Here is a 24,959-nt window from a genome sequence, read left to right on the forward strand (position 1 = left end):
GTTCCGTGTGTAGGCAGATTCTGCTCAATCGGCAGGCGGCTTGATCGGGGCGGTTATTGAGGGCTGGAGCGACCGGTCATCTCTCGTGCCATTTCAGTGGCATAGCTGTCGGTCATGCCGGCGATGAAGTCGATCATGCGCAGGAACGACGTGTGCAGCGGCCATGCCGGGTCCGGTGCGTTGTTGCCGAGCAAATCGAGAATGCGCCGGTTCTTGAAGGACGGCGTGCGCCCGCCATGTTGCTCCAGTGCGGCGCCGCAGAACGCATTCAGGAGAATTTCCAGGGTGGTGTAAGCGCCGATTTCGTGCAGCGTCTTGCGCTTGTCCTGGAAGATCTTCTTGCGCGCCATGTCTTTGGCGTCCAACACGCAGCGTTTGGCCGGACCGTGCATATGTTCGACCAGGTCGCCGGGCAGGGTGCCGGCCAGCAAAGCATCCTGCTGATCGACGAACGCGCGCGCTGCGGCGTTGGTCAGGTGCTCGATGGCTTTGCCGCGCAGGATCGCCAGTTTGCGCCGGCGTGAGTCCTGCGGCCCCAATTGACGGTAGGTTTGCGGCAGGTCGTCGCCGACCAGATCGAGCAGCAACGACTCGACTTCGGCGTACTCCAGCAAGTCCATTTCCAGGCCGTCTTCCAGGTCGATCAAGGCGTAGCAGATGTCATCCGCGGCCTCCATCAGATAAACCAGCGGGTGACGCGCCCACCGTTGGTCCTCCAGTTGCGGCAGCCCGAGTTTGTGGGCGATCTGTTCCAGGATCGGCAGCTCGCTCTGGTAGCAGCCGAACTTGTGCTTCTTGTAACCCAGGGAGTCGGCGTGGCGGGCGGTCCAGGGGTATTTGAGGTAGGTGCCTAGGGTGGCGTACGTCAGCCGCGTGCCGCCGTCGAACTGGTGGTATTCCAATTGAGTGAGCACGCGAAAGCCTTGGGCATTGCCTTCGAAGTTGAGGAAGTCATTGCGCTCGGCGCTGCTCATGTCGTCCAGCCAGCCGCGGCCGGCCGCTTGTTGAAACCAGTGGCGGATAGCGTCTTCGCCTGAGTGCCCGAACGGCGGGTTGCCGATGTCATGGGCCAGGCAGGCCGACTGCACCACCATGCCCAGGTCGCTGGGATCGCACCAGTCGGGCAGGGCGCTGCGCAGGGTTTCGCCCACGCGCATGCCCAGGGAGCGGCCGACGCAGCTGACTTCCAGCGAGTGGGTCAAACGGGTGTGGATATGGTCGTTGCTCGACACGGGATGCACTTGTGTCTTGCGACCCAGGCGACGAAACGCGCCGGAGAAAATAATGCGGTCGTGGTCTTTGTGGAACGGGCTGCGGCCCAATTCTTCCGGGCTGTGCAGTGGTTTTCCTAGACGTTCGCGGGTCAGCAGGGTGGGCCAATCCAAGGCGGGTAATCTCCGTGCGGTGAATGACCCGCCCAGCTTCCCGGTTCCGCCGCGGCGGGGCAAGCGAAAATCTACAGGCCGGCGGCGTCGATATCGATTAACAGTAAGCGCTGACCGTTATCGAAGAATTGTCCGGCGGTGAGGCAGTACTGGTTGGTGGTGGCATCGCGGTAGGTCGAAGACAGCGTCAAGCGGCGCTCCTCCCACCCTTCGGCGAGCAGATGATAAAAGTACGGCCGCCACGACCAGTTGTGGCCAAGGTAGCGGCTGTCACTCTGCCAGGCGTCCTGGCGCCACTCGAAATTGGGCGTCAGTTGGGTGCCGTGGCGGTCGCACTGATAAAAGCGCAGCAGCCAGGGGAATGCGGGCAATTGCGGTAACTGGCTCAACGGTGCCTCGGCCTGGGCCCAGCTTTGCAGGATGCTCATCAGCTCGGCCATTTGCTGGCGCAACTGCATGATGCGCCCGCGTTCCGCCAACTTCTGCTGGACGTAAGCGGTGCGCAGTTGAGCAAAGCGTGGCACGAAGGCGTCGGTGGCGAACCAGTCCAACTGGGCTTGGGCAAACAAGTAACCTTGTACGTAGCGGGCGCCGCACTCCAGGGCGAAGCTCAGTTGCGCTTCGGTTTCCACGCCTTCGGCGATGATCCAGCAACCGGTCTTCTCCGCCATTTGTGCCAACGCGCGCACCACCTCGCTGCTCGGCCCGCCGCGCGCGGCCTCCTGAAACAGACGCATGTCTAGTTTGAGAATGTCCGGTTGCAACGCGAGCACTCGGTCCAATTGGGAATAGCCGGCGCCGAAGTCATCGATGGCAATCCGCGCGCCCGCCTCACGGTAGCGCGCCACCACCTCTGCCAGGCGCCTGATGTCGCCCCCCAGTTCGGTGATCTCGAACACGATGCGCTGCGGATCCACGCCGTGGCTGTGGATCTGTTTCAGGCTCGGCAACGGCTGGCCCGGACGCAAGCGGTTGATCCAGCGCGGTGAGATGTTCAGGCTCAGGAACCAGTCTTCAGGCGCCTCATGCAGCCGGCTCAGGGCGTTATCGCGCAGCTGCCGGTCCAGTCGTCGCAGAGCTACGCCGGAGGTACGCGGGTCGGCGAACAGCGGGCCCACGGACTGCAGGCGACCGTCAGCCAGGCGCAGGCGACCCAAGGCTTCCACGCCGGCAATGCGGCCGGTGGCGGTATCGATGAAAGGCTGGAAGCAGGCGAGCGGTTGCCCGTCGATCACAAGGCCTCCTTAAGAGAGGTGGCGAAAAAAAGGCCCGACCCTCGAGAACAAGGGCCGGGCCGATTCTGTTAGCAAGAATGCAGCCAGCGAGGGCCGGCGCAGCTCAGTCTTTGCGCGAACGGCCTTGCATGGCCAGTTTGATCAACGGGATCAAACCCGCACCCAGGCGCACCAGGCGCGTCACGCTGCTGATACTGCCGCCCTTGGCGCCCTTGCCAGTGAGGAAGCCCATCAGCGTCACCGCCGCCACGCCCCACAGCGGCGCGTGCTTGATGCCCAGGTTCTCCTGCCAGTTATGCCGCATGTCGCGCATCTTATGCAGGGGCGTGAGCAACTGCTGGGATTCGTGGCGGATTTCCTGGCGGTGCATTTCCATGCGCAGGCGGATCAAGGCCTTGCGCATTTCTCGCCGGGTGGTGGATTGCGGAACTTCAGTCAGGCTCATGGCAGCAGGCGCTCCCGGTCATTGGCCAACTCTTCAAGGGTGGCATGGAACGGTGTGGATTCATCGAACACCGCGGCTTTCAAGCGTACCCCGCAGAACGCGGCGGCCAGGCTATAAAACACGCAGAGGCAGATAATCCCTGTCAGGCGGTAGCCGGTGTCCCACACCAGGATCATCACCAGGGTCGACAACCCCACCAGCAACAGCAAAGCGAACACCAGGGCCAGGCCTGCGAACAGCAGCAGGCTGACGGTGCGGGCTTTCTGTTCCTGCAACTCGATGCCGAACAGTTCGACGTGGCTGTGCAGCAAGCCTAGAACGGCCGCGCCCAGGCGTCGTGAGGTAGAACTTGCGCCCGTAGACGAGCCGCTTTCGCCGATAGACATAATTTAGCGCCTTGTAGCCAGCAGACCGATCAGAAAGCCTACGCCGGCGGCAATACCGATGGACTGCCAAGGGTTGGCCTGCACGTAATCTTCCGTTGCGGTGACCGCCGCCTGGCCGCGTTCGCGCAGGGAGTCTTCGGTCAACTGCAGGGTTTCACGGGCCTTGAGCAGGCTCTCGTGAATCTTGCTGCGCAGTTCATCGGCCTGGTCGCCGGCGAGGATAGCGGTGTCGTCCAGCAACTTTTCGGTGTCGCTGACCAGGGTTTGAAAATCCGCCATCAGTATTTCTTGAGCAGTCTTTGCAGTGGTTCTGGCCATGGGTATCTCCGTGATTGGCTGATCGGTGCGTGTGGTTTCGAGTCACCGGCGTCGGTGAAGGTTCATTGCGATTGACTGGTACAGCTTTTGCTTTGGCTTGGTGCGCGGGCCCGAGGGCCTGCGCTGAATCCGGGCGGTCAAGGCCAATGCCTTGAAAAACCTTACCCTAAAACACTCAAACCCGCGGAAAAACCCTGTCGGCAACGGCCTATCGTGATGTTCGCTGCGCTAAAGCGGTTCATGCCCCCAACAGAGGGGTGGTTCCGCCGGTTCCAATTTAGTGCGCGGATTTCTGGCTTGAACCGCTTTGGTGCTTTTTGCCCTGACTACAGGCCTGCCAGCTTCCATGGACACTCTACAAAGTGCGGTGGACACCCTCGTCCATAGCTCCAACACCCTGTTTATTCTGATCGGCGCGGTCATGGTCCTGGCCATGCACGCCGGCTTCGCGTTTCTGGAAGTCGGTACGGTGCGTCAGAAAAACCAGGTCAACGCGCTGTCGAAGATCCTCAGCGATTTCGCGATCTCGACCCTGGCTTACTTCTTTATAGGCTATTGGATCTCCTACGGCGTGAGCTTTATGCAGCCGGCGGCGGTGATCAGTGCCGATCATGGCTACGGTCTGGTGAAGTTCTTCTTCCTGCTGACGTTCGCCGCGGCAATTCCGGCGATCATCTCCGGGGGCATTGCCGAGCGTGCGAAATTCGCGCCGCAGTTGTGTGCCACCGCGTTGATCGTGGCGTTTATTTACCCATTTTTCGAGGGGTTGGTGTGGAACGGTAATTTCGGCCTGCAGGCCTGGTTGCTGAGCACTTTCGGTGCCGGTTTCCATGACTTTGCCGGCTCGGTGGTGGTGCATGCCATGGGCGGTTGGCTGGCGCTGGCGGCGGTGTTGCTGCTGGGCGCGCGCAACGGTCGCTATCGCGAGGGGCGGCTGGTGGCGTTCGCGCCGTCGAGCATTCCGTTCCTGGCGCTGGGTTCGTGGATCCTCATCGTCGGCTGGTTCGGTTTTAACGTGATGAGCGCGCAGACCCTTAACGGCGTCAGCGGCCTGGTGGCGGTCAACTCGCTGATGGCGATGGTCGGCGGCACCGTGGCTGCCCTGGTGATCGGTCGCAACGACCCTGGTTTTCTGCATAACGGGCCGTTGGCCGGATTGGTGGCGATCTGTGCTGGTTCCGACCTGATGCACCCGGTGGGCGCATTGGTCACCGGTGTGGTGGCCGGCGGTTTGTTCGTGTGGTGTTTTATCGCGGCCCAGGATCGCTGGAAGATCGACGACGTGCTGGGTGTTTGGCCGTTGCATGGCCTGTGCGGCGTGTGGGGTGGGATTGCCTGCGGCGTCTTTGGCCAGACGGCCCTTGGCGGGCTGGGCGGCGTGAGCCTGGCCAGCCAGTTGATCGGCACCGTCCTTGGTGTGGCGGTGGCGTTCGGCGGCGGCCTGTTGGTGTACGGCGTGATCAAGCGCGTGCACGGGCTGCGTCTGAGCCAGGAGCAGGAGTACTACGGCGCGGATCTGTCGATCCACAAGATCGGTGCGGTCAGTCAGGATTGATCGGCGCCTCCTCGTTGTCGCTGGGCGGTGCGTGAAAGCCGTGCAGCAGGCGATAGCGGTTTTGCCGCACTTCATCAACGCGCGCCTGCACCTGTTGATCCGGCAGGCCCAGCAGGAGCAAGGCGTGGGAGGCCAGCATCAGGCTCGACTCCAATAACTCGGGCACCACTTCAGTGGCGCCCGCCGCTTTCAATTCGGCCCACTGGCTATCATCGCGGGTGCGCACCAGGATCGGCACCTGGGCGTTGATACGGCGCGCCTCTTTAAGCACCACCAGCGCGACATCGCTGTTATCTACGGCAATCACCACCAATCGCGCGCGCTCTATGCCCACTGCGCTGAGCAGGGCGCCGCGCCGGCAGTCGCCGTAATGCACGCTGCTGTCTTCGGTCGCCGCTTCCTGAACCCGTTCCGGGTCATCATCCAGAGCGATGAATGCTTGTTGCTCGCGACGCAGAAAGCGCCCGATGGACTGGCCGACGCGGCCGTAACCGCAGATCACCGCATGGTTGCGCAGCTGCGCATTGAGCGCGGTGATGGTCTCCAGTTGCACCTGCTGATTGGGTTTGCGATGCAGGCGCAGGGCGATGGCCGGCGCGGCGCGCAATAGCAGGGGGGTGAGCAGCATCGAGCAAAACGTTGCGGCGAGCAGCAGACCGTTGAATTGGTCGGGGATCAGCCGGCTCTGCTGCATCTGTGCCATCAAGGCGAAGCAGAACTCGCCGCCCTGAGCCAGGGCCAGGCCGCTGCGCCAGGCGGTTTCCATGTCGCTGCCGCGCAGTTTGACCAGCAGCGCGACCACGCAGCCCTTGATCAGCATCAGCGTGAGGGTCATGCCGAGAATCAGCAGGCTGTGGCTTAGGAACAGTTGCAGGTCGATCAGCATGCCGATGCTGACGAAAAACAAGCCCAGCAGGATGTCGCGAAACGGTCGGATATCTGCTTCGATCTGATGGCGGTAATGGCTTTCACCCAGCAACATCCCGGCCAGGAACGCGCCCAGGGCAGGGGACAGGCCGAGCAAATGGGTGAGCCAAGCGGTCAGCAGCACAATCACCAAGGCCAGCAACACAAACAGCTCCGCCGAGTGGGACGCGGCGACCTCACGGAACAGGCGCGGCAACAGCCAGCGGCTGGCAAGCAGCAGGCCGATAAACAGCACCACGGTCTTGCCCAAGGTCAACGGCAGCGCCAGGTACCAGGCCTGATCGCTGCTGCCGGCGAACACCGGCACCAGCGTCAGCAGTAACACTGCGACCACGTCCTGAAACAGCAACACGCCAATCGCATTCTGGCCATGGCTGCTGAAAATCTCGCCAAGGCTGCCCAACTCCTTGCTGACGATGGCCGTGGACGACAGCGCCAACCCTGCGCCGAGCAACAGCGCAATTCCGGGCGCCACCCCCAGTAGCATCAATGTGGCCCCCAGCAGCGCGCCGCACCCCAATACCTGCAAGCTGCCCAGGCCAAACACCACATGGCGCAGGGCGAGCATCTTGTTCAGGGAAAATTCCAGGCCCAGGGAAAACAGCAGAAACACTACCCCCAGCTCGGCGAGATCGGGCAGCTCTTCGCTATCGTTCACCCAATCCAGCGCGGTGGGCCCCACGGCCAGGCCCACGCACAGATAGCCCAGCACGGGTGGCAATTGCAGCCGGCGAAACAGGGCGATCACCACCAGGGATGACGCCAGAATGATCAGCAGGTTGGCGAACACAAACCTCTCCGTTACAGGGTCAGCGGACAAAAAGCCGCGAGAATGGCTGAATCAGTTATAGGCCATGGTGACTTGGGTCAGGTCTTTTTGGGGGGCATGCACAACTCGCCACCCTCGGTAAGCAGGCTTAGAATGACCCACCTTATTCTGATCAGGCCCATTCGTCATGCTTCCTGAATGCCAGCTGTTCGGCACCCTGGGTTGCCACCTGTGTGAGATTGCCGAAGCCGTAATGATGCCGCTCGTCGAACATGGGTTGCAGGTTGAGTTGGTGGATATCACCGATCCCGAGGACTTGACCGAGGTCTACGGCCTACGGATTCCGGTGCTTCGACGGGCAGACACGGGCGCGGAACTGGACTGGCCCTTCGACACCGACCAGGTGGTCGCCTTCGTTCTCTGACGTTATGGCGATGGCGGGTTTCCAAATATTACGCTACTGTATGTTTGTACAGCGATGGAATAGAGGGAACGCCCGTGGTGAATGTTGAACAACTTAAAAGCAGCGTCAATCGCATGTCCGCCGACATTGTGCGCGATGCGGTGAACGAGCTGCGCCTGGACGGTCTGGTCACGGAAGGTAAGACGCCGTTCAACAAAGTGCATTTCAATACCTGCTTTGCCGAGATCGAAGCGCTGTTTCAGCGTGCCGGCTATCACAAGCAGTTGGACGTGGTGGGTTACCAAGGCTTGCTGTACGCCCTCTACGATCCGGGGCGTTGGGAGGCGGTGGACGTCTTGCGTTGGCTCAAGGAATTCACCGAAGCGGCCAGTGCCTCGCCGATCCTGCGCGCTGAATTAGCCAAGGCCTGAGATCCGCCCTAGGCTCGATCCCGCTCCATGCGGGATAATGCCCGCCGGTTTTCCCAGGCTTCGAGCGTCTTCATGTCCACTTCCGGTTTTTCCGCGTCCCAGCACCAGGCCAGCACCTTGTATCTGCCACCGGGCCCTTGGGCTACGGTGCTGGACTGTCTGTGCACGCACTTCCCCGCGATCAGCCGCGAACACTGGTTGGACCGCATCGCTCGCGGTCGCGTGCTGGACATCAACGGTGACCCCATCCAGCAAGACCTGGCCTACAGGGAAGGCCTGTGCATCTACTATTTTCGCGAGGTGCCCAACGAAAAGGTCATCCCGGTGCAGGAAACTATTCTGTATGCCGACGAACACTTGGTGGTGGCCGATAAACCGCACTTCCTACCCGTGACCCCGGCCGGCGAATACGTCGAACAGACGCTGTTGCGCCGCCTGATTCGTCGCCTGGACAACCCGTCGCTGGTGCCCCTGCATCGTATCGACCGGCACACCGCGGGGCTGGTGCTGTTCTCGGCCAACCCCCACAGCCGCGCGGCGTATCAGCAGCTGTTTCCTACGCGCAAGATCGATAAATTTTACGAAGCCATTGCCCCCGCGCTGCCGGATCTCACCTTTCCCTTGGTGCACAAAAGTCGTCTGGTGGACGGTGAACCCTTCTTTCGCATGCAGGAATGTCCCGGTGTCAGCAACACCGAAACGGCGGTGGAGGTTCGCGAAAAACATGGCGAGCTATGGCGCTACGGCCTGTTCCCGGTCACCGGCAAGAAGCACCAGTTGCGCGTGCACATGACCGCGCTGGGGGCGAGTATCTGCAATGACCCGTTCTACCCCGACGTGCTCAAGGACGCCGTGGACGACTACGCCAACCCACTTAAACTGCTGGCCCAGGGTGTGCGTTTTGTCGACCCGGTTACCGGCCAGACGCGCGACTTTCGCAGCCGCATCACCCTCGATTGGTAAGCGCCGGAAACGACAAGGCCCGCGCGAGGCGGGCCTTGTGGGCAAACGTTTAAGACTTACAGGTCTTTAACGGTGCGAACCTGGTCTTTATTGATACGGGTGTGCTTGCCGTCCAGCTGTTCGAATTCGTAGAAGCCCGAATCTTCATCGTATTTCGGGGTGTCGACGGCCTGGATTTCACGACCGTCATTCAGGGTGATCACGGTAGGCGAGGCGCAACCGGCGAGGGTAGCGAGGCCCAGGGCGAGCATGAAAGCGGCGATGGTCCGTTGAGTCATGGGTGTGTCTCCAAGAGAATTCTTTGAAATTGCTGACCTTGTGACGCGTAAGGCGTCGCCAAAGTTCCTTGTACGAAAGTTCATTCTGACACGTCAGACTTCTGGTGCAACAGTTCGGGTGTGTTCAAGTTGGCCAGGCGTGGATCATTCGCCGGGCATTCCAGGCCCACGCCACCCAGTTGCAGGAGGATCTTGCGCGGGCTGCGCTCGCCAGCGTGCCAGGCTTGTTCTACCGCGTTCCTGAGGTGCGTTGGGATGATGCAGATCAAGGGTTCCCAGAATTCCCCATGGCGCACCATCACCGGCAGCTGCGGGGTGCGTCGGGCCGTGTCACGCAGGTCGGCCAGCAGGCGCGCGTCGATGTGCGGCACATCGCAGGGCAACACCAGCAAATGCTCATGGCGCGCGGCGGCGAGGCCGGCGCGGATACCGGCGAGCGGCCCGGGGAAGTCCGCACTGTCGTCGTTTACCAGGTGATCGGCGTATGCCGCGTAACGGTCTTGGTTGCGGTTGCAGGAGATGATCAAGTCGTCGGTCAGCCCGCGCACCAAGCCCTGCAAGTGCGCAATCAGCGGCTGGCCGCGCCAGGTTAGCAAGCCTTTGTCCTCGCCGCCCATGCGTTGGCCGCGGCCACCGGACAGCAATAGAATCGAACAGGGCAAAGGGCACGAATCAAAGGACATGGTGGTTCCGCAGCGGCAAGCAAAGGAGGGCCTGTGATATAACACCGGGCTGTTCCTTCGACAACCGGACCGTGCCATGAAAGCCAAGGTTGATGCGCCTTTTGTACCCCTGAATATCGCTGTATTGACCGTCAGTGACACCCGCACCCTGGATACCGACACCTCGGGCCAAGTCTTCGTCGACCGTCTGACCGCCGCCGGCCATCGCCTGGCCGAGCGCGTGCTGCTCAAGGACGATCTCTACAAGATCCGCGCCCAGGTTGCCCACTGGATCGCCGAAGACGTGGTGCAAGTGGTGTTGATCACCGGCGGCACTGGCTTTACCGGCCGCGACAGCACCCCCGAAGCGGTGAGCTGTCTGCTGGACAAGCAGGTCGACGGCTTCGGTGAGCTGTTCCGCCAGATCTCCGTGGCCGATATCGGCACCTCCACCGTGCAATCCCGCGCGCTGGCCGGTCTGGCCAACGGCACCCTGGTGTGCTGCCTGCCGGGCTCCACCAATGCGGTGCGCACCGGTTGGGACGGCATCCTCGGCGAGCAATTGGACAACCGTCATCGCCCGTGCAACTTCGTCCCACACCTCAAACTGGCTGAACCTTGTGAATCCCGTGGGTAAGCCCGGCAAGGCCGGCGCCCTCATGCCGGTAGAGCAGGCGCTGCAACAGCTGCTGGACCTGGCCGACGCCACGCCGATTCGCGAGCAGGAGACGTTGCCCCTGGCCGGCTGCGACGGTCGCGTACTCGCGCATGCGCTGATCTCCACCCTCGACCTGCCGCCCTGGCCCAACAGTGCCATGGATGGCTACGCCGTGCGCCTCTCTGACTGGACCGGCGAGCCGCTGGTGGTTAGCCAACGTATCTTCGCCGGTCAGGCGCCGCAGCCCCTTGCAGCTGGAACCTGCGCGCGGATTTTCACCGGTGCGCCGGTCCCCGCCGGCGCCGATTGCGTGGAGATGCAAGAAAACGCCGTGGTCCACGCCGATGAACGGGTGAGTTTCAGCGAACCCCTGCGCACGGGCCAGAACATCCGCCCCCAGGGCCAGGAAACCACCGTCGGCGAAACCGTGCTCGACGCGGGCACGCGGCTGGGGCCCATCGAGCTGGGCTTGGCCGCGTCCTTGGGCTGCGATGGCCTGGCCGTGGTGCGTCGCCCGCGGGTGGCGGTGCTGTCCACCGGCGACGAGCTGATCGAACCGGGCTTGCCCCTCGGCCCGGGGCAGATCTACAACAGCAACCGCCGTGTGCTGTGCAGCTGGCTGGCGCGGATGGGCTGTGACGTGATCGATGCCGGGATTCTGCCTGACGACCTGGAACAGACCCGTGGGCGTCTGGCCGGGTTGGGCAGCGTAGACCTGATCCTGTCCACCGGCGGCGTATCGGTGGGGGAGGCGGACTTCCTCGGCGTCGCCCTGCGTGAAGAGGGCGAGCTGGCGTTATGGAAACTGGCGATCAAGCCAGGCAAACCGCTGACGGTCGGCCATTTTCGCGGTGTGCCGGTGATCGGTCTGCCTGGTAACCCGGCGTCTACCCTGGTGACGTTTGCGCTCTTGGCGCGCCCGTACATCCTGCGGCGTCTAGGCGTACTCGACGTGACACCGTTGCGCTTCGAGGTTCCGGTGGGTTTCGAATGGCCCAAGCCGGGCAACCGCCGCGAGTACCTGCGCGGGCGTATCGAGCAGGGTCGAGCGGTCATCTATCGCAACCAGAGTTCCGGCGTGCTGCGCAGCGCGGCGTGGGCCGAAGGATTTGTGGAGGTGCTGGAAGAGACCACGTTGGCAAGGGGGGATCGAGTCAATTTCATTCCCCTGAGTGAGGTACTAGGCTGACCCGCCGCCCACCGGCGCCGAGTGTACAAAGAGGAAAAGTCCTATCAGCTAACCCGAGCATGCACGTTACTTTTCCAGGCTCTTGTTAACTGGAGGACTGAAAATGCTGGTTCAACCTGGGACACCCGCTAATTCTTCATCGACGGCTGTGCCGCTGGGGCTTGGTTCATCCTCTGCCTTGCCGATTGACGCACGCAATGCGCGTGGGCTCTTGAATGAGCTGATTCGTAGGCCGCTGTCCGAGAACACTTTCTCTGAGCGGCTTGCGTGTATGCGCGCTGACCCGACTATTACCTCCTGGCAGGCACTGACCCGTGACCCCGAGGGGCTGCAAAAACTTCAGGACAATGAGCGCAAAGCCTGGTCAAGTCCGGCGGCAGCCGACAAAAGCCTGCCGACGCTGGCGCAAGCGTTGACCAAAAAAGGCGTCTGGCTGCCCGAGGTGGAAAACTTCAATGTCAACATTCTGAAAAACCTGACGACCCAGGTTGCAGAAAAATACCTGGCGCAGTTCCAGTCCATCCTTCAGGACCCGGCGCCTGCGAAGGCGCAAGATGTATCAATCGTGCGCGGCGCGCCCTCAGCGGGCAAAACCACCTTTCTCAAAGACCAGTTCTCGCTCAACACCGATGCGGTTAAAAACATGATTCAGGACCGCATGCCGGGCACAGGAATGATGCAAGTGCACGATCAAGCCGTGGCGTTGGTTCAGCAGTTTTCCGCGTCCATGGAGAAGCGCCTTGCACAGCCTCTGACGCGGGATGCGTTGTATTTGTGGCCAAATGACGTCAAGCAAAAAATCACCGGCGTGACGAAAGTATCGACTGGGCCCAACCTGAATTTTCACGACATACAGGTCGATCTCACCACATTGTGCTGCCCGATTCTCAAGCGGGGTACCGATGAGGCGGTGATGAACTTCGATGTGTTGAGTCGGTTTTTCAGTGCGGGGCTGGAGCACCGGAACCAGACTATGGCATTGGTCAAAGACAATCAGTCGCTGCTCAAGGAGTATTCACTGTCAGCATGGGACGGTACGAAAAATGTGCTCGTCGCGCAGTTGGAACCCTATAGCAAAGCGATAGTGGTCAAGGATCAGGCGATATTCGACAGCCTCACCGCTCGGGATAAAGACGCGATTAAGGCGGAGATAGACCGCGTCCGCGATACCGTCATCGACACGCACTTCATTGATACCTTTACAGCACCGCTCGCCGACGAGCCTGCAAACGCGTTTCGCTCGGTGCTCAGTGCCTATATGGGGATGACATTCAAACAAGCCTTGGAGCAGCATAGCCAACGCAAGCCGGTTGTCACATCAATCGCATCGAGAGTGCTGACGGGTGTCGTCCCCGGCTGAGTCAATAGTCATCGCCACGCTCGGTCACATCCCGCTCCACCGGGCCCGCATGCGGGTCAAATCCCACCGGGAACTTGCCTTTCAATGTCCAAGCAAACGCAATGATCTCGGCAATGGTGCGATACAACTCCTCGGGAATGCTGTCGCCCAATTCCATGCGGGCCAGCAGTTTTACCAGCTCGGCGTTTTCATAGATCGGTACTTCATTTTCCCGCGCGAGCTTGAGGATGGCTTCGGCCAGGGCATCATCGCCTTTGGCGGTGAGCGTCGGCGCCTGCTGGCCGTCGTACTTGAGGGCAATCGCCTGGCGAGATGATTCGGTGGTCTTCATGCGGTTTCGTCCACCCAGCGTTGTTCCAGGCCTGTCTTGGGGCCCCGTGGCGGCGTGCCAAGGTGGCAGTCGAGGTCGCCGACGTTGATGCCCGAGGTCACCAGGCGCTCGCGCAAGCTGCCCAAATGGCTTTCAATCAGGCTCGCGGTAAACGGTCGGGTCGCCCACAGTTGGCTCGACAACTTGCCCTGGCTCAACTGCGCCTGCACCTGCAATGGGCCCAGGGGTTCCATGTCGAAGGCCAGCTCGACGCGCCAGAGCATCTGCTTGGCGTCCTTATTGGCTTTGCGTTCGGGCTGATCCTTGTCCGGCGCCGGTTCTTCACGCTGGAACTTGACCTGCAACGGCACGATGTCCTGCAGGGTGCGCATGGGGATTTCCAACTGCCAAGTGGTTTGCAGGCGGCCATCGGCCGTAGTGCCGGTTTGTTCCAGGCTCGACAACTGATGGCTCTGCAAGCGCGAGATCGCTCCGGCGGCCAGGCGCAGCAGGTTTTCCAGATCGCCTTCGCCCTCCAGCTTGCCCATCAGGCGTTCGGGCAGCGGGAAGCTCACCGGTGCCTGCCGTGCGCTGACTTGCCCCAAGGTATTCAGCGGGCTGCGCACAAAGTTCGGCAGCATCTGGGCCAGGGTGTTGGCTGCCAGGATGGCATTCAGGTTGGTGCTGGCGGGCAGGGCGGGGACCAGGTCGGCGACCAACCGCAGCAGCGCACCTTTCATATCCAGGGGCGGCACCTGCGGGTTCTGCCCGGCCAGCAGTTTGGCCTCCAAAAACGCGCCGCTGTTCTGAATCACCTGGGCCAGCACTTTCGGGTTGCTCACCTGGGCCAGGTCCGGCAGGGCGGCCAGCAGACGGTCGGCGGCGGCGCGTAGGTCCGCCGAGGTACTGCCCTCACGCGGTAAGTTCTGCAACGCGGTGAACACGGCATCCAGCGAACCTTGGCGGCTTTGCTGGGTCGCCAGCTGTTGCGTGACGGCCAACTGATCCTTGAGCCCGCTCAACGGCACGAAATTCAAAGTTTGCGCATTCTGCACCACCGCGCTGAGCAGGCTGCCGACGCGCAACGGCTGCGGGCTCTCCACGGTCAGCGTCGCGCCGGCCATGGCACTGTTGAGCACTGTGACCAGCGAGCGGTAGATCGCCGGCTGTGTGGTGCCCTGGGGCAACACCTGGGTGGTCAGCACCTTGGCCTGCAGCAGCGTGCCTTCGGGGATTTTGCTGGTATCGATGCGCGTCAGGGCGGCGACGTTGGCGCTCAACGCTTGCTGCAGGCTCAAGGTCAGGTTGCCTGCAGCCGTCTGACTGACCGCCACATTGCTGCCCAGGGGCAACGGCTGTGGGCTGCTGGCTTGCACCAGGGTCTGGCGACCGCCATCGAGGGTCAGCTTGAGCAGCAACTGGAAAGCCTCGCCGCCTTGTTTGAGGGCGATGACTTCCGCATTGGCGGTTTTCCCCGGGTCGATCAGCCCCGTCTGCGGCTCCAGCAGTTTAAGCAGTGCGCCGGCCGCCGGCAGCGATGGAACGCCGCTCGCCGGGCTGGCAGGTAACGTAGGAAGGTTGATCTCACCGGTCATTGCGTGCGCCGTCTCTGGGGAAATTGCCCTCTTTAGAGTAGGGCATCACATGTATAATGCCGCCCGTCTGCAAAGAGAGTGGTAAAAACCTCACAACTATTTGATCCAGCTCTCTAAAATCGGTCGCCAAAGCCGTTATTGTGCATTTCTCTTTAACGGCCGCTGCACCGCCGACTTGAACCGTAAAGGCCCGCGATCTTTTGACCAGCCCTCTTCTTGAAGCCGTAGCGCTTGCCTGTGAACGCGACCTGCGCCTGCTGTTCGAGCACCTCGAACTGCGGCTGGCGGCCGGCGACATGGTGCAGGTCAGTGGCCCCAACGGCAGTGGCAAGACCAGCCTGCTGCGCCTGCTGGCCGGGTTGATGCAACCCACGGCCGGTGAAGTGCGGCTCAACGGCAAGCCTCTTAACGAGCAGCGCGGCGAATTGGCGCGCAATCTGATCTGGATCGGCCATGCCGCCGGTATCAAAGATGTGCTGACCCCCGAAGAAAACCTCAGCTGGCTCACCGCCCTGCATCACCCCGCGTCCCGCGAGGCGATCTGGCAGGCGCTGGCCGCTGTCGGCCTTAAAGGCTTTGAAGACGTGCCTTGCCACACCTTGTCCGCCGGCCAGCAGCGCCGTGTCGCTTTGGCGCGCCTGTATTTGCCGGGCGCGCCGCTGTGGGTTCTCGATGAGCCCTTCACTGCCCTGGATAAGCAAGGCGTGGCCCAATTGGAAGAACACCTGGCCCGGCATTGCGAGCAGGGCGGTCTGGTGCTGCTCACCACGCACCACAGTTTGACGCGGGTGCCCGCCGGTTACCGTGAGTTGGACCTGGGGCGGTGGTCGCTATGAGTGTGTTCGCCTTGCTGGTCGCCCGCGAAGCGCGCTTGCTGTGCCGCCGCCCGGCTGAATTGGCCAACCCGCTGGTGTTCTTTGCCATCGTGATTGCGCTGTTCCCGCTGGCGGTCGGTCCCGAGACTAAACTGTTGCAAACCTTGTCGCCGGGACTGGTGTGGGTAGCGGCGCTTTTGTCCGTCCTGCTCTCGCTGGACGGGCTGTTTCGCAGTGATTTCGAAGACGGTTCTCTGGAACAGTGGGTCCTTTCGTCGCACCCCCTGCCACTTCTGGTGTTGGCCAAGGTACTGGCACACTGGGCTTTTTCCGGCTTGGCGCTAGTCTTGCTCTCGCCGCTGCTGGCGATGATGCTGGGTTTGCCCGTCGAATGCCTGCCGATCCTGCTGCTGAGCCTGTTGCTCGGTACGCCGGTCCTCAGCCTGCTGGGGGCGGTGGGCGCGGCGCTGACAGTAGGTTTGAAGCGCGGCGGGCTGTTGCTGGCGCTATTGATCCTACCGTTGTACATCCCGGTATTGATCCTCGGCAGCGGTGCCTTGCAAGCCGCGCTCATGGGCATGCCGGCAACCGGTTACCTGCTGTGGCTTGGCAGCCTGACCGCCCTGGCGGTAACCCTGACACCTTTTGCGATAGCCGCCGGCCTGAAGATCAGCGTCGGCGAATAATGAGGTCTGGCCGGGCGTTATGCCTTCGCCAGTAAAGACCCTAAGCTGCTTGCCACTACAAGCGGTAACCGTGACGGAAACAGCAATGAACTGGACCTGGTTTCACAAGCTCGGCTCGCCTAAATGGTTTTATGGCATCAGCGGTAAATTGCTGCCGTGGTTGAGCCTCTTCGCCGCAGTGCTGATCGGCATCGGCCTGGTCTGGGGCCTGGCCTTCGCGCCGCCGGACTACCAGCAAGGCAATAGCTTTCGCATCATCTATATCCACGTGCCCACCGCGCTGCTGGCCCAGTCCTGCTACGTGATGCTGGCGGTGTGCGGCATTGTCGGGCTGGTATGGAAGATGAAACTGGCCGACGTGGCCCTGCAATGCGCCGCGCCCATCGGCGCGTGGATGACCGCCGTGGCGCTGGTTACCGGCGCCATCTGGGGCAAACCCACCTGGGGCTCGTGGTGGGTGTGGGATGCACGACTGACGTCTATGTTGATCCTGCTGTTTCTGTACTTCGGTCTGATTGCGCTGGGCAATGCGATCAGCAATCGTGACAGCGCCGCCAAGGCCTGCGCGGTACTGGCCATCGTCGGTGTGATCAATATTCCGATCATCAAGTACTCGGTGGAGTGGTGGAACACCCTGCACCAGGGCGCCACCTTCACCCTCACGGAAAAACCGGCGATGCCCGTGGAAATGTGGGCGCCGCTGCTGTTGATGGTGCTGGGGTTCTATTGTTTCTTCGGCGCGGTGCTGCTGATGCGCATGCGCCTTGAAGTGCTCAAGCGCGAGGCCCGCGCCAGTTGGGTCAAGGCCGAAGTGCAAAGCTGCCTGGGGGCGCGGGGATGAGTTTCAGTTCTTTCGGCGATTTTCTCGCCATGGGCCATCACGGCCTGTATGTCTGGACGGCCTATGGCATCTGCCTGGCGGTGCTGGCCCTCAACGTCGTCGCGCCGATCCTGGCGCGCAAGCGTTACCTGCAACAAGAGGCGCGTCGTCTGCGCCGGGAGACCGATAAGTGAATCCGCTGCGTAGAAGGCGTCTGTTGATCATCCTTGCCATCCTGGTGGGCGTCGGCATTGCCGTGGGCCTGGCCTTGAGCGCCTTGCAGCAGAACATCAACCTGTTTTACACGCCGACCCAGATCGCCAATGGCGAAGCGCCGCTGGACACACGCATCCGTGCCGGCGGAATGGTGGAGAAAGGCTCGCTGAAGCGTTCCGGCGATTCCCTGGACGTCACCTTCGTGGTCACCGACTTCAACAAGGCCGTGACCATCACCTACCGCGGCATCCTCCCGGACCTGTTCCGCGAAGGCCAGGGCATCGTCGCCCTGGGCAAACTCAACGCCGACGGCGTGGTGGTGGCCGATGAAGTGCTGGCCAAGCACGATGAAAAGTACATGCCGCCGGAAGTCACCAAAGCCTTGAAAGACAGCGGCCAGTCCGCCCCTGCACCCGCGAAGGAGGGCTAAGCCATGACGTCCGCACTGTTTATTCCCGAGCTGGGCCAGTTGGCGATGATCCTCGCGCTGTGCCTGGCGATCGTTCAGGCCGTGGTGCCGTTGCTCGGTGCCTGGCGCGGCGATCGTCTGTGGATGAGCCTGGCGCAGCCGGCTGCCTGGGGGCAGTTTGCGTTCCTGCTGTTCGCCTTCGGTTGCCTGACGTACGCCTTTATGACCGACGATTTTTCCGTCGCCTATGTCGCCAATAACTCCAACAGCGCACTGCCTTGGTACTACAAGTTCAGCGCCGTGTGGGGCGCCCACGAAGGTTCATTGCTGCTGTGGGCGCTGATCCTCGGCGGCTGGACCTTCGCGGTGTCGGTGTTTTCCCGGCAGTTACCGCAAATCATGCTGGCCCGCGTGCTGGCCGTGATGGGCATGATCAGCATCGGCTTCCTGCTGTTCCTGATCATCACCTCCAACCCGTTCAGCCGTATCCTGCCGCAGGTTCCGGCGGACGGTCATGACCTCAACCCGTTGTTGCAGGACATCGGCCTGATCGTACACCCACCGATGCTTTATATGGGCTACGTGGGGTTCTCCGTGGCCTTCGCCTTTGCCATCGCCGCCTTGCTTGGCGGGCGGCTGGATGCGGCGTGGGCACGCTGGTCGCGGCCGTGGACCATCGTCGCCTGGGCTTTCCTCGGCATTGGCATCACCCTTGGTTCGTGGTGGGCCTACTACGAACTTGGCTGGGGCGGCTGGTGGTTCTGGGACCCGGTGGAAAACGCCTCGTTCATGCCATGGCTGGTAGGCACTGCGCTGATTCACTCCCTGGCGGTCACCGAAAAACGCGGTGTGTTCAAGAGCTGGACCGTGCTGCTGGCCATTGCGGCCTTTTCCCTCAGCCTGCTGGGCACCTTCCTTGTGCGTTCAGGCGTACTGACTTCGGTGCACGCGTTTGCGTCCGACCCGGCGCGCGGCATCTTCATCCTGATATTCCTGCTGTTCGTGGTCGGTGGTTCGCTGACCCTGTTCGCCCTGCGCGCGCCGGTGGTCAAGAGCCAGGTGGGCTTCAACCTGTGGTCGCGGGAAACCCTGCTGCTGGGCAATAACCTGGTGCTGGTGGTGGCCGCGTCGATGATCCTGCTCGGCACGTTGTACCCGCTGGTGCTGGATGCGTTGAGCGGCGCCAAGCTGTCCGTGGGTCCACCGTATTTCAACGCCTTGTTTATCCCGTTGATGGGCTTGTTAATGGTGGTGATGGCGGTCGGCGTATTGGTGCGCTGGAAAGACACCCCGGTGAAATGGTTACTCGGCATGTTGATGCCGGTGTTGCTGGGCAGCGTGGCCCTCGCCGTGATCGCGGGTATCGCCTACGGCGACTTCAACTGGGCGGTGCTGGCCACGTTCCTGCTGGCAGCCTGGGTGCTGCTGGCCGGCGTGCGCGACATCGTCGACAAAACCCGCCACAAAGGCCTGATCAAAGGGTTGCCGACGTTGACCCGCAGCTACTGGGGCATGCAGATCGCGCACCTGGGCATTGCCGTGTGCGCCCTCGGCGTAGTGCTTTCCAGCCAGAACAGCGCCGAGCGCGACTTGCGCCTGGCACCGGGCGAATCCATGGACCTGGCCGGATACCACTTTATTTTCGAAGGCGCCAAGCACTTCGAAGGGCCGAACTTCACGTCAGACAAAGGCACCGTGCGCGTCGTCCGAAACGGCAAGGAAATCGCCGTGCTGCACCCGGAAAAACGCCTCTACACCGTGCAGAGTTCGATGATGACCGAGGCCGGTATCGACGCCGGTTTCACTCGCGACCTCTACGTGGCCCTGGGTGAACCGCTGGGCGAGGGAGCGTGGGCGGTGCGCGTGCACGTCAAGCCGTTCGTGCGCTGGATCTGGTTCGGCGGCCTGCTCACCGGTTTCGGTGGTTTGCTGGCAGCACTGGACCGGCGTTATCGAGTCAAGGTCAAAAGCCGCGTGCGTGAAGCGCTCGGCCTGCAAGGAGCGGCGGTATGAAGCGTTGGTTAATGGTGTTGCCGCTGGCGGCGTTTCTGGTGGTGGCGGTCTTCCTGTATCGCGGCTTGTACCTGGACCCGGCCGAACTGCCCTCGGCGATGATCGGCAAGCCGTTCCCGGAATTTTCCCTGCCTACCGTGCAGGGCGATAAAACCCTTACCCGTGCCGACCTGCTGGGTAAGCCAGCGCTGGTCAACGTGTGGGGCACCTGGTGCATCTCATGCCGCGTGGAACATCCGGTGCTGAACAAACTGGCCGAGCGCGGCGTGGTCATCTACGGCATCAATTATAAGGATGACAACGCGGCGGCGCTTAAATGGCTGGCCGAGTTCCACAACCCGTACCAATTGGACATCCGCGACGAAGACGGCAATCTCGGCCTGAACCTGGGCGTCTACGGCGCCCCGGAAACCTTCTTCATCGATGCCAAGGGCGTGATCCGCGACAAGTACGTCGGGGTGATCGACGAAGTGGTATGGCGCGAGCAATTGGCCGCCAAGTACCAGGCGCTGGTTGATGAGGCCAAGCCATGAAGCGCCTGTTAGCCGCTGCCGTACTGGCACTGGGCTTGGCCGGCGTGGCCCACGCCGCCATCGACACCTATGAGTTCGCCAATGACGCCGAGCGTGAGCGTTTTCGCGACCTGACCAAAGAACTGCGCTGCCCTAAATGCCAGAACCAGGACATTGCCGACTCCAACGCGCCCATCGCCGCTGACCTGCGCAAAGAGATCTTCCGCATGTTGGGGGAGGGCAAGGACAACCAGCAGATCATCGACTTCATGGTCGACCGCTACGGTGACTTTGTGCGTTACAAACCGGCGCTGACCGGCAAGACCGCGCTGCTCTGGTTTGGCCCCGCCGCGCTGTTGCTGACCGGTGTGGTGGTAATGGCTGTGATCGTCCGCCGTCGCCGCGCCGCGCCCACCGATGGCTCCGACGCGCTATCCCCTCAAGAGCGCCAACGTCTCGACCACTTGCTGGACAAAACCTCTGATGATTGATTTCTGGCTCGCAGCAGGCTTGCTGCTTCTGGTTGCCCTGAGTTTTCTGTTGATCCCTGTGTTACGCGGCCGCCGTGCCCAGCGCGAGGAGGATCGCACCGCACTGAATGTGGCGCTCTACCAAGAGCGCGTGGCCGAACTGCAAACCCAGCAGGCCGAAGGCGTGCTCGACGCCGCGCAACTCGACACCGGCCGCGCCGAAGCCGCTCGCGAATTGCTGGCCGACACCGAAGGCGTGGAAGCCCCCCGCGAATCGCGTCTGGGTAAACCGCTGCCGTTGCTGGCCGCGTTTCTGGTGCCGATTCTGGGCCTGGGCTTGTACCTGCACTTTGGTGCCAGCGACAAGGTGGAACTGACCCGCGAATTCTCCCAGCCGCCGGTGTCGCTGCAAGACATGACCCAGCGTTTGGAGCGCGCCGCCGCCGCCCAGCCGGATTCGGCCGAAGGCCTGTACTTCCTCGGTCGCGCCTACATGGCCCAGGATCGCTCCGCCGATGCGGCCAAGGTCTTCGAGCGCGCCGTGGCCCTGGCCGGTCGCCAGCCGGAACTGCTCGGCCAGTGGGCCCAGGCCCAGTATTTTGCCGACAACAAACAATGGTCGCCGAAGATCCAGGCATTGACGGACGAGGCGTTGAAGCTCGACCCGAAAGAAGTCACCAGCCTCGGCTTGCTCGGCATCGCCGCGTTTGAAGGCGAGCGCTATCAGGACGCTATCGACTACTGGGGGCGTCTACTCGCGCAACTGCCGCCGGAAGACAATTCCCGCGTCGCGCTGCAAGGCGGCATCGACCGCGCCACGCAAAAACTCAAGGAAAGTGGCGGCACCGTCGCCCAGGCGCCTAAGGCGGCAACCTTGAAAGTGCGCGTGGATGTGTCCGCTGACGTAAAGGCCAAGGCCCTGCCAGGCGACAGTGTGTTTATCTTCGCCCGTGCCGTGAGTGGCCCGCCGGCGCCGTTGGCGGCCAAGCGCGTCACCGTGGCCGAGTTGCCGATCACCGTCGAACTGGGCGATGCCGACGCGATGATGCCGCAGTTGAAACTGTCCAACTTCCCCGAAGTCCAACTGGTTGCGCGCATATCCCGGGCTGGTCAACCGACCGCCGGCGAGTGGATCGGCCGCAGCCAACCCCTGGCCAGCTCCACCACTGCGTTGCAGCAGCTGACCATCGACAGTCCGGACAAGTAATTCGAGGAAACGCCATGACCGCATTCGCACGTATCACCTTGCTCAGCCTGGTATTGGGCCTGAGCGCTTGTGCGGTCCACCGGCCACCGCCTGCGCCGACCGGCCCGACCATCCCGCCGTCGGGCCCATCGACCCAGCCCAGCACCAAACCGTCCGGCCCGGTAACCCCGCCGCCAAAGCCGCTGCCAAGCAAGTCCCCGACCTTCGCCCCACCACCGGGCGCCGCCAGCCACTGGGACGGCAAGATGCAGGTGTATGTGCTGGACGAACAACCCGACACCTTCTACCGCCAGCGCACCTACTACCGCTGGAGCAACGGCTGGAGCCGCTCCATCAGCCCCAACGGGCCATGGGAGGAGACGGACGTGCACGGCGTGCCGCCGGGGTTGAGTAAGCAATACGCGCAGTGACAAAAGGCGACCTTTGGGGTCGCCTTTTTCTTGTCTGCGAAATTTGTTCTTCCAAACACACTGCCCCATCCACACTATTTCCTTATCCATCACGTTAGGAGCCACTTTCGCTGCGTTACTTGACACCTGCCTGCAGCTTTGCCGTGCAAGTATTCGACCCAGTGATACGCAATCGCCGATTCCAGAAGCGCGCTGCCACTGTTCAGGTCGTTTCGGTGCCGAAGCAGGGAGCGTTAGATGGAATCTTTCTTAAGTTTTATATGATGTAGGAAAAATCACTCTCAATAACGAGAAAATTCTTTCAGTATCCTTCGTTGTTGGATGTAAGTGAATAGTTTTAATTAAACTATGTTTATTAGTTGGTGCTAAGCGACGAAGGCTCTAGTTTGGGGGTTTTGACTTTTTTTGAGCTGGATTGTTTTTATGAGTTGACAAAATTGAAAGTCGGTAAATAATTTGTGCGTAATGCTTTTGCAAGCAGACTGAAATCCATTTCATAAAAATAGGGATAAAGTCATGAATGTTGAAAGTACTAAAGGTCTCGGATTAAGTGCAGGATTAGGTCGCGATGAAATATATAGGGTTTGCGAGGCTGGCTATAATGAAGTTGCTAATAAAATAGTGCATCACCCTGCTATGAGTGAACTTGAGAAGTTTGGCGGAATTATTTTTTCTAGACCGTTGTCACGTCCAGAAATGGCGTTGTTCTTCGCAACTATATGGGCTTTTTTCAAGGACGTTCCAGCGGGGATTGTCGCATTGGCTGCGCGTGTTACAGATGAGTGGATCAAAGAAGATATGTGGAATGGTACTGCTAAAGCAGCCCATATCCTTTACGCCTCTGTGGATGAATACGGTCTGCATCAACACAGCAAACATATGCTGCCAACCCATCATCAGATGTTCAAGCAGCTTACCACTCATCTAGGACTCTCAGACACCGAACTGTTTAATCCGCAGTACATTCTGCCTGAAGGTACCGCAATGGGAAACAACACCCATCGAATGTATCGATCAGAGTATTTAGGTGAGGCGTTGGGGTTTCATTTGGCTTCTGAAATGACCTCCTCGCGAGAGTTTCAGATTTTTCTGAAAGGATTCCAAAAGTACGCCGAAGAGTACGGGTTAGTCGATGAGGATGATCCCGTCTTAGCATTCTTCGCCATTCATTGCGAGGTAGAACCTATGCACGTCGCAACCGGTCGGGAAATAATGATCTCATACTTGGAAAAGCATCCAAATATTGCTCCACAAGCCATGCGCGGAGCGCTGGCGTTTATGGACGGTTTTGAGCAAATGTTTGCCGCGTTAAATCGTCGGCTTGCCTGAAATTATGAAGCGAGGGTTGCTAATATGGATAAATCCTATGAGTGTCAGATTTGTCACTATCTATATTCGGAGAGCACTGGTGAACCCTTAATGAATATAGTGCCAGGTACGGCCTGGGATGAGATAGGGGATGAGTTTCGTTGCCCGCACTGTCAGGCAACGAAAAAAGTGTTTATTGAGGTTCGGGGTTAGATGGGGGACTTTGTGAGCTCCACCGCATTCGCTGTGGTGCTCTCTATAAGCTTTGGCCCAATAGCGCTAATGATAATTAGGCAAACTATTGCGCGCGGATTTGTCAGCGCATTGCCTGGGGCCTTAGGTGCGGCAGTTGCAGATACTATCTTTGCAGCTGTCGCATTTTCCGGATTACAGACAATTAAAATGTTTTGGATTGCCCATGAGCAGATACTGAGCTGGATAGGAGTCGCCTATCTATTTTTTCTAGGCGCTATTATCTTTGGAAAGCGTATATCGTTGACCCGACTCAATAAGTCAGCGGGATTTATTCCGGTGTTCTTGTTGACCTTGACCAATCCCCTCACCATCGTAACCATCTCGTCTTATGCGCTCGCCAGAGGGGCGCTATTTGAAGGCATCGAATTTTATCTGAGCCTGGCTGGGTTTCTGGTGGGCTCATTTGTAGGTCAGATGGTGTATGTGGCAGGTGGCAGCATCATTAGGACCAAGTTGATTGATCATTCCGATTTCAACATGATCAATCGTATCAGTGGCGTGCTACTCATTGGTTTTGCGGTATGGCAAGGGCGTTCTCTGCTTGTAACGTGATATATGAAAAAGCTCTTCTGGTCATTTTTTTCGATATCAAAAGCCTACTTGCAAGGCGTGCCTCTGGGGTTGAGTAAGGAGTACGCGCAGTGACAAAGGCGACCTTCGGGTCAATGCCACTCAGTTAAGGCTAGATGGGCACTGACAAAAAAATCAGTGCCAATGATTCCGGAGCTCTTCAAGACAGCCCTGTGCAGAAAGTAACTAATTGAGCTTTAACTGGTTGGCATTACCTCAAGGGTCGCCTTTTTATCTTGAAATCCATTCCTCCAAGCACCTGAAATCCACTGTGGGAGGGGGCTTGCCCCCGATAGCAATGTATCAGTCAGCCTATCTACCACTGACGCACCGCTATCGGGGCAAGCCCCCTCCCTAAGTGGATCCCTCTAGATATCCAGGCAAGGTGCGCTCATGTAC

At 60.6% G+C, this 24,959-nt stretch carries 30 protein-coding genes; 20 read left to right on the forward strand and 10 right to left on the reverse strand.

Annotation, left to right across the window (positions count from 1 at the left end; translation table 11 throughout):
* Nucleotides 1-53: 53 nt before the first annotated feature.
* The 5 genes from FIV35_RS12535 to FIV35_RS12555 all read right to left on the reverse strand — a co-directional run bounded on the left by FIV35_RS12535 (nucleotide 54) and on the right by FIV35_RS12555 (nucleotide 3,769).
* Nucleotides 54-1,385, reverse strand: a complete 1,332-nt coding sequence (locus FIV35_RS12535; RefSeq protein WP_034096612.1) for a deoxyguanosinetriphosphate triphosphohydrolase — start codon at nucleotides 1,383-1,385, stop codon at nucleotides 54-56.
* Nucleotides 1,386-1,456: 71 nt separating this feature from the next.
* The gene (locus tag FIV35_RS12540; RefSeq protein ID WP_034137528.1) at nucleotides 1,457-2,620 is read right to left on the reverse strand and encodes an EAL domain-containing protein; all 1,164 of its coding nucleotides are present in this window, start codon (nucleotides 2,618-2,620) and stop codon (nucleotides 1,457-1,459) included.
* Between the two features lie 103 nt (nucleotides 2,621-2,723).
* Nucleotides 2,724-3,065, reverse strand: coding sequence for a hypothetical protein (locus FIV35_RS12545; RefSeq protein WP_034096614.1), 342 nt, complete (start codon nucleotides 3,063-3,065; stop codon nucleotides 2,724-2,726).
* Nucleotides 3,062-3,451 (reverse strand): phage holin family protein, encoded by a 390-nt coding sequence (locus FIV35_RS12550; protein ID WP_034096615.1) that lies wholly within the window; start codon nucleotides 3,449-3,451, stop codon nucleotides 3,062-3,064. Before FIV35_RS12550 ends, FIV35_RS12545 begins: the two co-directional genes overlap by 4 nt.
* 3 nt (nucleotides 3,452-3,454) lie before the next feature.
* Entirely contained in the window at nucleotides 3,455-3,769 is a 315-nt protein-coding gene (locus FIV35_RS12555) for an ElaB/YgaM/YqjD family protein (RefSeq protein WP_034096616.1), read from the reverse strand.
* A gap of 346 nt (nucleotides 3,770-4,115) precedes the next feature.
* On the opposite strand from FIV35_RS12555, the gene FIV35_RS12560 reads away from it, so the two are divergent.
* The gene (locus FIV35_RS12560; RefSeq protein WP_034137529.1) at nucleotides 4,116-5,324 is read left to right on the forward strand and encodes an ammonium transporter; all 1,209 of its coding nucleotides are present in this window, start codon (nucleotides 4,116-4,118) and stop codon (nucleotides 5,322-5,324) included.
* Here FIV35_RS12560 and FIV35_RS12565 read toward each other — a convergent pair.
* The gene (locus FIV35_RS12565; RefSeq protein ID WP_034137530.1) at nucleotides 5,311-7,041 is read right to left on the reverse strand and encodes a cation:proton antiporter; all 1,731 of its coding nucleotides are present in this window, start codon (nucleotides 7,039-7,041) and stop codon (nucleotides 5,311-5,313) included. The genes FIV35_RS12560 and FIV35_RS12565 overlap by 14 nt on opposite strands.
* A gap of 166 nt (nucleotides 7,042-7,207) precedes the next feature.
* Between FIV35_RS12565 and FIV35_RS12570 the strand changes: the two genes are divergently transcribed.
* The 3 genes from FIV35_RS12570 (at nucleotide 7,208) to FIV35_RS12580 (ending at nucleotide 8,817) form a co-directional block, all read left to right on the forward strand.
* Nucleotides 7,208-7,444, forward strand: coding sequence for a glutaredoxin family protein (locus FIV35_RS12570; RefSeq protein WP_034137531.1), 237 nt, complete (start codon nucleotides 7,208-7,210; stop codon nucleotides 7,442-7,444).
* Between the two features lie 74 nt (nucleotides 7,445-7,518).
* The gene (locus FIV35_RS12575; RefSeq protein WP_034096620.1) at nucleotides 7,519-7,854 is read left to right on the forward strand and encodes a hypothetical protein; all 336 of its coding nucleotides are present in this window, start codon (nucleotides 7,519-7,521) and stop codon (nucleotides 7,852-7,854) included.
* 72 nt (nucleotides 7,855-7,926) lie between these two features.
* Nucleotides 7,927-8,817 (forward strand): pseudouridine synthase, encoded by an 891-nt coding sequence (locus tag FIV35_RS12580; protein ID WP_034137532.1) that lies wholly within the window; start codon nucleotides 7,927-7,929, stop codon nucleotides 8,815-8,817.
* 56 nt (nucleotides 8,818-8,873) lie between these two features.
* Here FIV35_RS12580 and FIV35_RS12585 read toward each other — a convergent pair whose 3' ends face one another.
* The gene (locus FIV35_RS12585; protein WP_034096622.1) at nucleotides 8,874-9,095 is read right to left on the reverse strand and encodes a YgdI/YgdR family lipoprotein; all 222 of its coding nucleotides are present in this window, start codon (nucleotides 9,093-9,095) and stop codon (nucleotides 8,874-8,876) included.
* 80 nt (nucleotides 9,096-9,175) lie between these two features.
* A complete protein-coding gene (gene mobA, locus FIV35_RS12590) occupies nucleotides 9,176-9,778 on the reverse strand; it encodes a molybdenum cofactor guanylyltransferase MobA (RefSeq protein WP_034137533.1) in 603 nt (200 codons plus the stop codon).
* A gap of 76 nt (nucleotides 9,779-9,854) precedes the next feature.
* On the opposite strand from mobA, the gene moaB reads away from it, so the two are divergent.
* The 3 genes from moaB to FIV35_RS12605 all read left to right on the forward strand — a co-directional run bounded on the left by moaB (nucleotide 9,855) and on the right by FIV35_RS12605 (nucleotide 12,964).
* The gene (moaB, locus tag FIV35_RS12595) at nucleotides 9,855-10,394 is read left to right on the forward strand and encodes a molybdenum cofactor biosynthesis protein B (protein ID WP_034137534.1); all 540 of its coding nucleotides are present in this window, start codon (nucleotides 9,855-9,857) and stop codon (nucleotides 10,392-10,394) included.
* The gene (locus FIV35_RS12600) at nucleotides 10,378-11,604 is read left to right on the forward strand and encodes a molybdopterin molybdotransferase MoeA (RefSeq protein WP_052198940.1); all 1,227 of its coding nucleotides are present in this window, start codon (nucleotides 10,378-10,380) and stop codon (nucleotides 11,602-11,604) included. Before moaB ends, FIV35_RS12600 begins: the two co-directional genes overlap by 17 nt.
* Nucleotides 11,605-11,707: 103 nt before the next feature.
* The gene (locus FIV35_RS12605) at nucleotides 11,708-12,964 is read left to right on the forward strand and encodes a hypothetical protein (RefSeq protein WP_034137536.1); all 1,257 of its coding nucleotides are present in this window, start codon (nucleotides 11,708-11,710) and stop codon (nucleotides 12,962-12,964) included.
* Nucleotide 12,965: 1 nt separating this feature from the next.
* Here the strand turns inward: FIV35_RS12605 and FIV35_RS12610 are convergent, their stop codons facing one another.
* The gene (locus tag FIV35_RS12610; protein WP_034112674.1) at nucleotides 12,966-13,295 is read right to left on the reverse strand and encodes an EscU/YscU/HrcU family type III secretion system export apparatus switch protein; all 330 of its coding nucleotides are present in this window, start codon (nucleotides 13,293-13,295) and stop codon (nucleotides 12,966-12,968) included.
* Nucleotides 13,292-14,869: a flagellar hook-length control protein FliK gene (fliK, locus tag FIV35_RS12615; RefSeq protein ID WP_034137537.1), complete on the reverse strand. Its 1,578-nt coding sequence runs from the start codon at nucleotides 14,867-14,869 to the stop codon at nucleotides 13,292-13,294. The genes FIV35_RS12610 and fliK overlap by 4 nt, the downstream gene beginning before the upstream one ends.
* A 200-nt stretch (nucleotides 14,870-15,069) precedes the next feature.
* Between fliK and ccmA the strand changes: the two genes are divergently transcribed.
* The 13 genes from ccmA (at nucleotide 15,070) to FIV35_RS12680 (ending at nucleotide 24,542) form a co-directional block, all read left to right on the forward strand.
* Nucleotides 15,070-15,705, forward strand: a complete 636-nt coding sequence (ccmA, locus tag FIV35_RS12620; protein ID WP_034112678.1) for a cytochrome c biogenesis heme-transporting ATPase CcmA — start codon at nucleotides 15,070-15,072, stop codon at nucleotides 15,703-15,705.
* Entirely contained in the window at nucleotides 15,702-16,370 is a 669-nt protein-coding gene (ccmB, locus tag FIV35_RS12625) for a heme exporter protein CcmB (protein ID WP_034096629.1), read from the forward strand. Before ccmA ends, ccmB begins: the two co-directional genes overlap by 4 nt.
* An 85-nt stretch (nucleotides 16,371-16,455) precedes the next feature.
* Nucleotides 16,456-17,211 carry a heme ABC transporter permease gene (locus FIV35_RS12630; protein WP_034137538.1) on the forward strand — a complete coding sequence of 252 codons (756 nt, stop codon included), beginning with the start codon at nucleotides 16,456-16,458 and terminating at the stop codon, nucleotides 17,209-17,211.
* A complete protein-coding gene (gene ccmD / locus FIV35_RS12635) occupies nucleotides 17,208-17,384 on the forward strand; it encodes a heme exporter protein CcmD (RefSeq protein WP_034096631.1) in 177 nt (58 codons plus the stop codon). Before FIV35_RS12630 ends, ccmD begins: the two co-directional genes overlap by 4 nt.
* Complete coding sequence (ccmE, locus tag FIV35_RS12640) at nucleotides 17,381-17,836, forward strand: cytochrome c maturation protein CcmE (RefSeq protein ID WP_034137539.1); 456 nt, start codon at nucleotides 17,381-17,383, stop codon at nucleotides 17,834-17,836. Before ccmD ends, ccmE begins: the two co-directional genes overlap by 4 nt.
* A gap of 3 nt (nucleotides 17,837-17,839) precedes the next feature.
* Nucleotides 17,840-19,828, forward strand: coding sequence for a heme lyase CcmF/NrfE family subunit (locus tag FIV35_RS12645; protein WP_034137540.1), 1,989 nt, complete (start codon nucleotides 17,840-17,842; stop codon nucleotides 19,826-19,828).
* Nucleotides 19,825-20,361: a DsbE family thiol:disulfide interchange protein gene (locus tag FIV35_RS12650; RefSeq protein ID WP_034096634.1), complete on the forward strand. Its 537-nt coding sequence runs from the start codon at nucleotides 19,825-19,827 to the stop codon at nucleotides 20,359-20,361. The genes FIV35_RS12645 and FIV35_RS12650 overlap by 4 nt, the downstream gene beginning before the upstream one ends.
* Entirely contained in the window at nucleotides 20,358-20,831 is a 474-nt protein-coding gene (locus tag FIV35_RS12655) for a cytochrome c-type biogenesis protein (protein ID WP_034096635.1), read from the forward strand. Before FIV35_RS12650 ends, FIV35_RS12655 begins: the two co-directional genes overlap by 4 nt.
* Nucleotides 20,824-22,017 carry a c-type cytochrome biogenesis protein CcmI gene (gene ccmI, locus FIV35_RS12660; RefSeq protein ID WP_034137541.1) on the forward strand — a complete coding sequence of 398 codons (1,194 nt, stop codon included), beginning with the start codon at nucleotides 20,824-20,826 and terminating at the stop codon, nucleotides 22,015-22,017. Before FIV35_RS12655 ends, ccmI begins: the two co-directional genes overlap by 8 nt.
* A 14-nt stretch (nucleotides 22,018-22,031) precedes the next feature.
* Nucleotides 22,032-22,427 (forward strand): lipoprotein, encoded by a 396-nt coding sequence (locus FIV35_RS12665; protein WP_034137542.1) that lies wholly within the window; start codon nucleotides 22,032-22,034, stop codon nucleotides 22,425-22,427.
* A 516-nt stretch (nucleotides 22,428-22,943) separates the two neighbouring features.
* Complete coding sequence (locus FIV35_RS12670) at nucleotides 22,944-23,756, forward strand: iron-containing redox enzyme family protein (RefSeq protein WP_034137543.1); 813 nt, start codon at nucleotides 22,944-22,946, stop codon at nucleotides 23,754-23,756.
* A 24-nt stretch (nucleotides 23,757-23,780) separates the two neighbouring features.
* Nucleotides 23,781-23,948: a rubredoxin gene (locus FIV35_RS30280; RefSeq protein WP_080761410.1), complete on the forward strand. Its 168-nt coding sequence runs from the start codon at nucleotides 23,781-23,783 to the stop codon at nucleotides 23,946-23,948.
* A gap of 12 nt (nucleotides 23,949-23,960) precedes the next feature.
* On the forward strand, nucleotides 23,961-24,542 hold the full coding sequence (locus FIV35_RS12680) for a LysE family translocator (protein WP_231980863.1): 582 nt from the start codon (nucleotides 23,961-23,963) through the stop codon (nucleotides 24,540-24,542).
* Nucleotides 24,543-24,959 lie beyond the last annotated feature (417 nt).

Origin of the sequence: Pseudomonas rhodesiae, from assembly GCF_007858255.1 — a bacterium.
GTDB classification, from domain to species: domain Bacteria; phylum Pseudomonadota; class Gammaproteobacteria; order Pseudomonadales; family Pseudomonadaceae; genus Aquipseudomonas; species Aquipseudomonas rhodesiae.

What these genes read in the sequence shown, in the direction of transcription:
- FIV35_RS12665 (WP_034137542.1), top strand. Translation starts at nt 22,032, where the DNA reads ATGACCGCATTCGCACGTATCACCTTGCTCAGCCTGGTATTGGGCCTG.
- FIV35_RS12560 (WP_034137529.1), top strand. Translation starts at nt 4,116, where the DNA reads ATGGACACTCTACAAAGTGCGGTGGACACCCTCGTCCATAGCTCCAAC.
- FIV35_RS12585 (WP_034096622.1), bottom strand. Translation starts at nt 9,095, where the DNA reads ATGACTCAACGGACCATCGCCGCTTTCATGCTCGCCCTGGGCCTCGCT.
- mobA (WP_034137533.1), bottom strand. Translation starts at nt 9,778, where the DNA reads ATGTCCTTTGATTCGTGCCCTTTGCCCTGTTCGATTCTATTGCTGTCC.
- ccmD (WP_034096631.1), top strand. Translation starts at nt 17,208, where the DNA reads ATGAGTTTCAGTTCTTTCGGCGATTTTCTCGCCATGGGCCATCACGGC.
- moaB (WP_034137534.1), top strand. Translation starts at nt 9,855, where the DNA reads ATGAAAGCCAAGGTTGATGCGCCTTTTGTACCCCTGAATATCGCTGTA.
- FIV35_RS12610 (WP_034112674.1), bottom strand. Translation starts at nt 13,295, where the DNA reads ATGAAGACCACCGAATCATCTCGCCAGGCGATTGCCCTCAAGTACGAC.
- FIV35_RS12645 (WP_034137540.1), top strand. Translation starts at nt 17,840, where the DNA reads ATGACGTCCGCACTGTTTATTCCCGAGCTGGGCCAGTTGGCGATGATC.
- FIV35_RS12605 (WP_034137536.1), top strand. Translation starts at nt 11,708, where the DNA reads ATGCTGGTTCAACCTGGGACACCCGCTAATTCTTCATCGACGGCTGTG.
- ccmI (WP_034137541.1), top strand. Translation starts at nt 20,824, where the DNA reads ATGATTGATTTCTGGCTCGCAGCAGGCTTGCTGCTTCTGGTTGCCCTG.
- ccmB (WP_034096629.1), top strand. Translation starts at nt 15,702, where the DNA reads ATGAGTGTGTTCGCCTTGCTGGTCGCCCGCGAAGCGCGCTTGCTGTGC.
- FIV35_RS12570 (WP_034137531.1), top strand. Translation starts at nt 7,208, where the DNA reads ATGCTTCCTGAATGCCAGCTGTTCGGCACCCTGGGTTGCCACCTGTGT.
- FIV35_RS12670 (WP_034137543.1), top strand. Translation starts at nt 22,944, where the DNA reads ATGAATGTTGAAAGTACTAAAGGTCTCGGATTAAGTGCAGGATTAGGT.
- FIV35_RS12580 (WP_034137532.1), top strand. Translation starts at nt 7,927, where the DNA reads ATGTCCACTTCCGGTTTTTCCGCGTCCCAGCACCAGGCCAGCACCTTG.
- FIV35_RS12630 (WP_034137538.1), top strand. Translation starts at nt 16,456, where the DNA reads ATGAACTGGACCTGGTTTCACAAGCTCGGCTCGCCTAAATGGTTTTAT.
- FIV35_RS12655 (WP_034096635.1), top strand. Translation starts at nt 20,358, where the DNA reads ATGAAGCGCCTGTTAGCCGCTGCCGTACTGGCACTGGGCTTGGCCGGC.
- FIV35_RS12555 (WP_034096616.1), bottom strand. Translation starts at nt 3,769, where the DNA reads ATGGCCAGAACCACTGCAAAGACTGCTCAAGAAATACTGATGGCGGAT.
- FIV35_RS12550 (WP_034096615.1), bottom strand. Translation starts at nt 3,451, where the DNA reads ATGTCTATCGGCGAAAGCGGCTCGTCTACGGGCGCAAGTTCTACCTCA.
- FIV35_RS12545 (WP_034096614.1), bottom strand. Translation starts at nt 3,065, where the DNA reads ATGAGCCTGACTGAAGTTCCGCAATCCACCACCCGGCGAGAAATGCGC.
- FIV35_RS12650 (WP_034096634.1), top strand. Translation starts at nt 19,825, where the DNA reads ATGAAGCGTTGGTTAATGGTGTTGCCGCTGGCGGCGTTTCTGGTGGTG.
- FIV35_RS30280 (WP_080761410.1), top strand. Translation starts at nt 23,781, where the DNA reads ATGGATAAATCCTATGAGTGTCAGATTTGTCACTATCTATATTCGGAG.
- fliK (WP_034137537.1), bottom strand. Translation starts at nt 14,869, where the DNA reads ATGACCGGTGAGATCAACCTTCCTACGTTACCTGCCAGCCCGGCGAGC.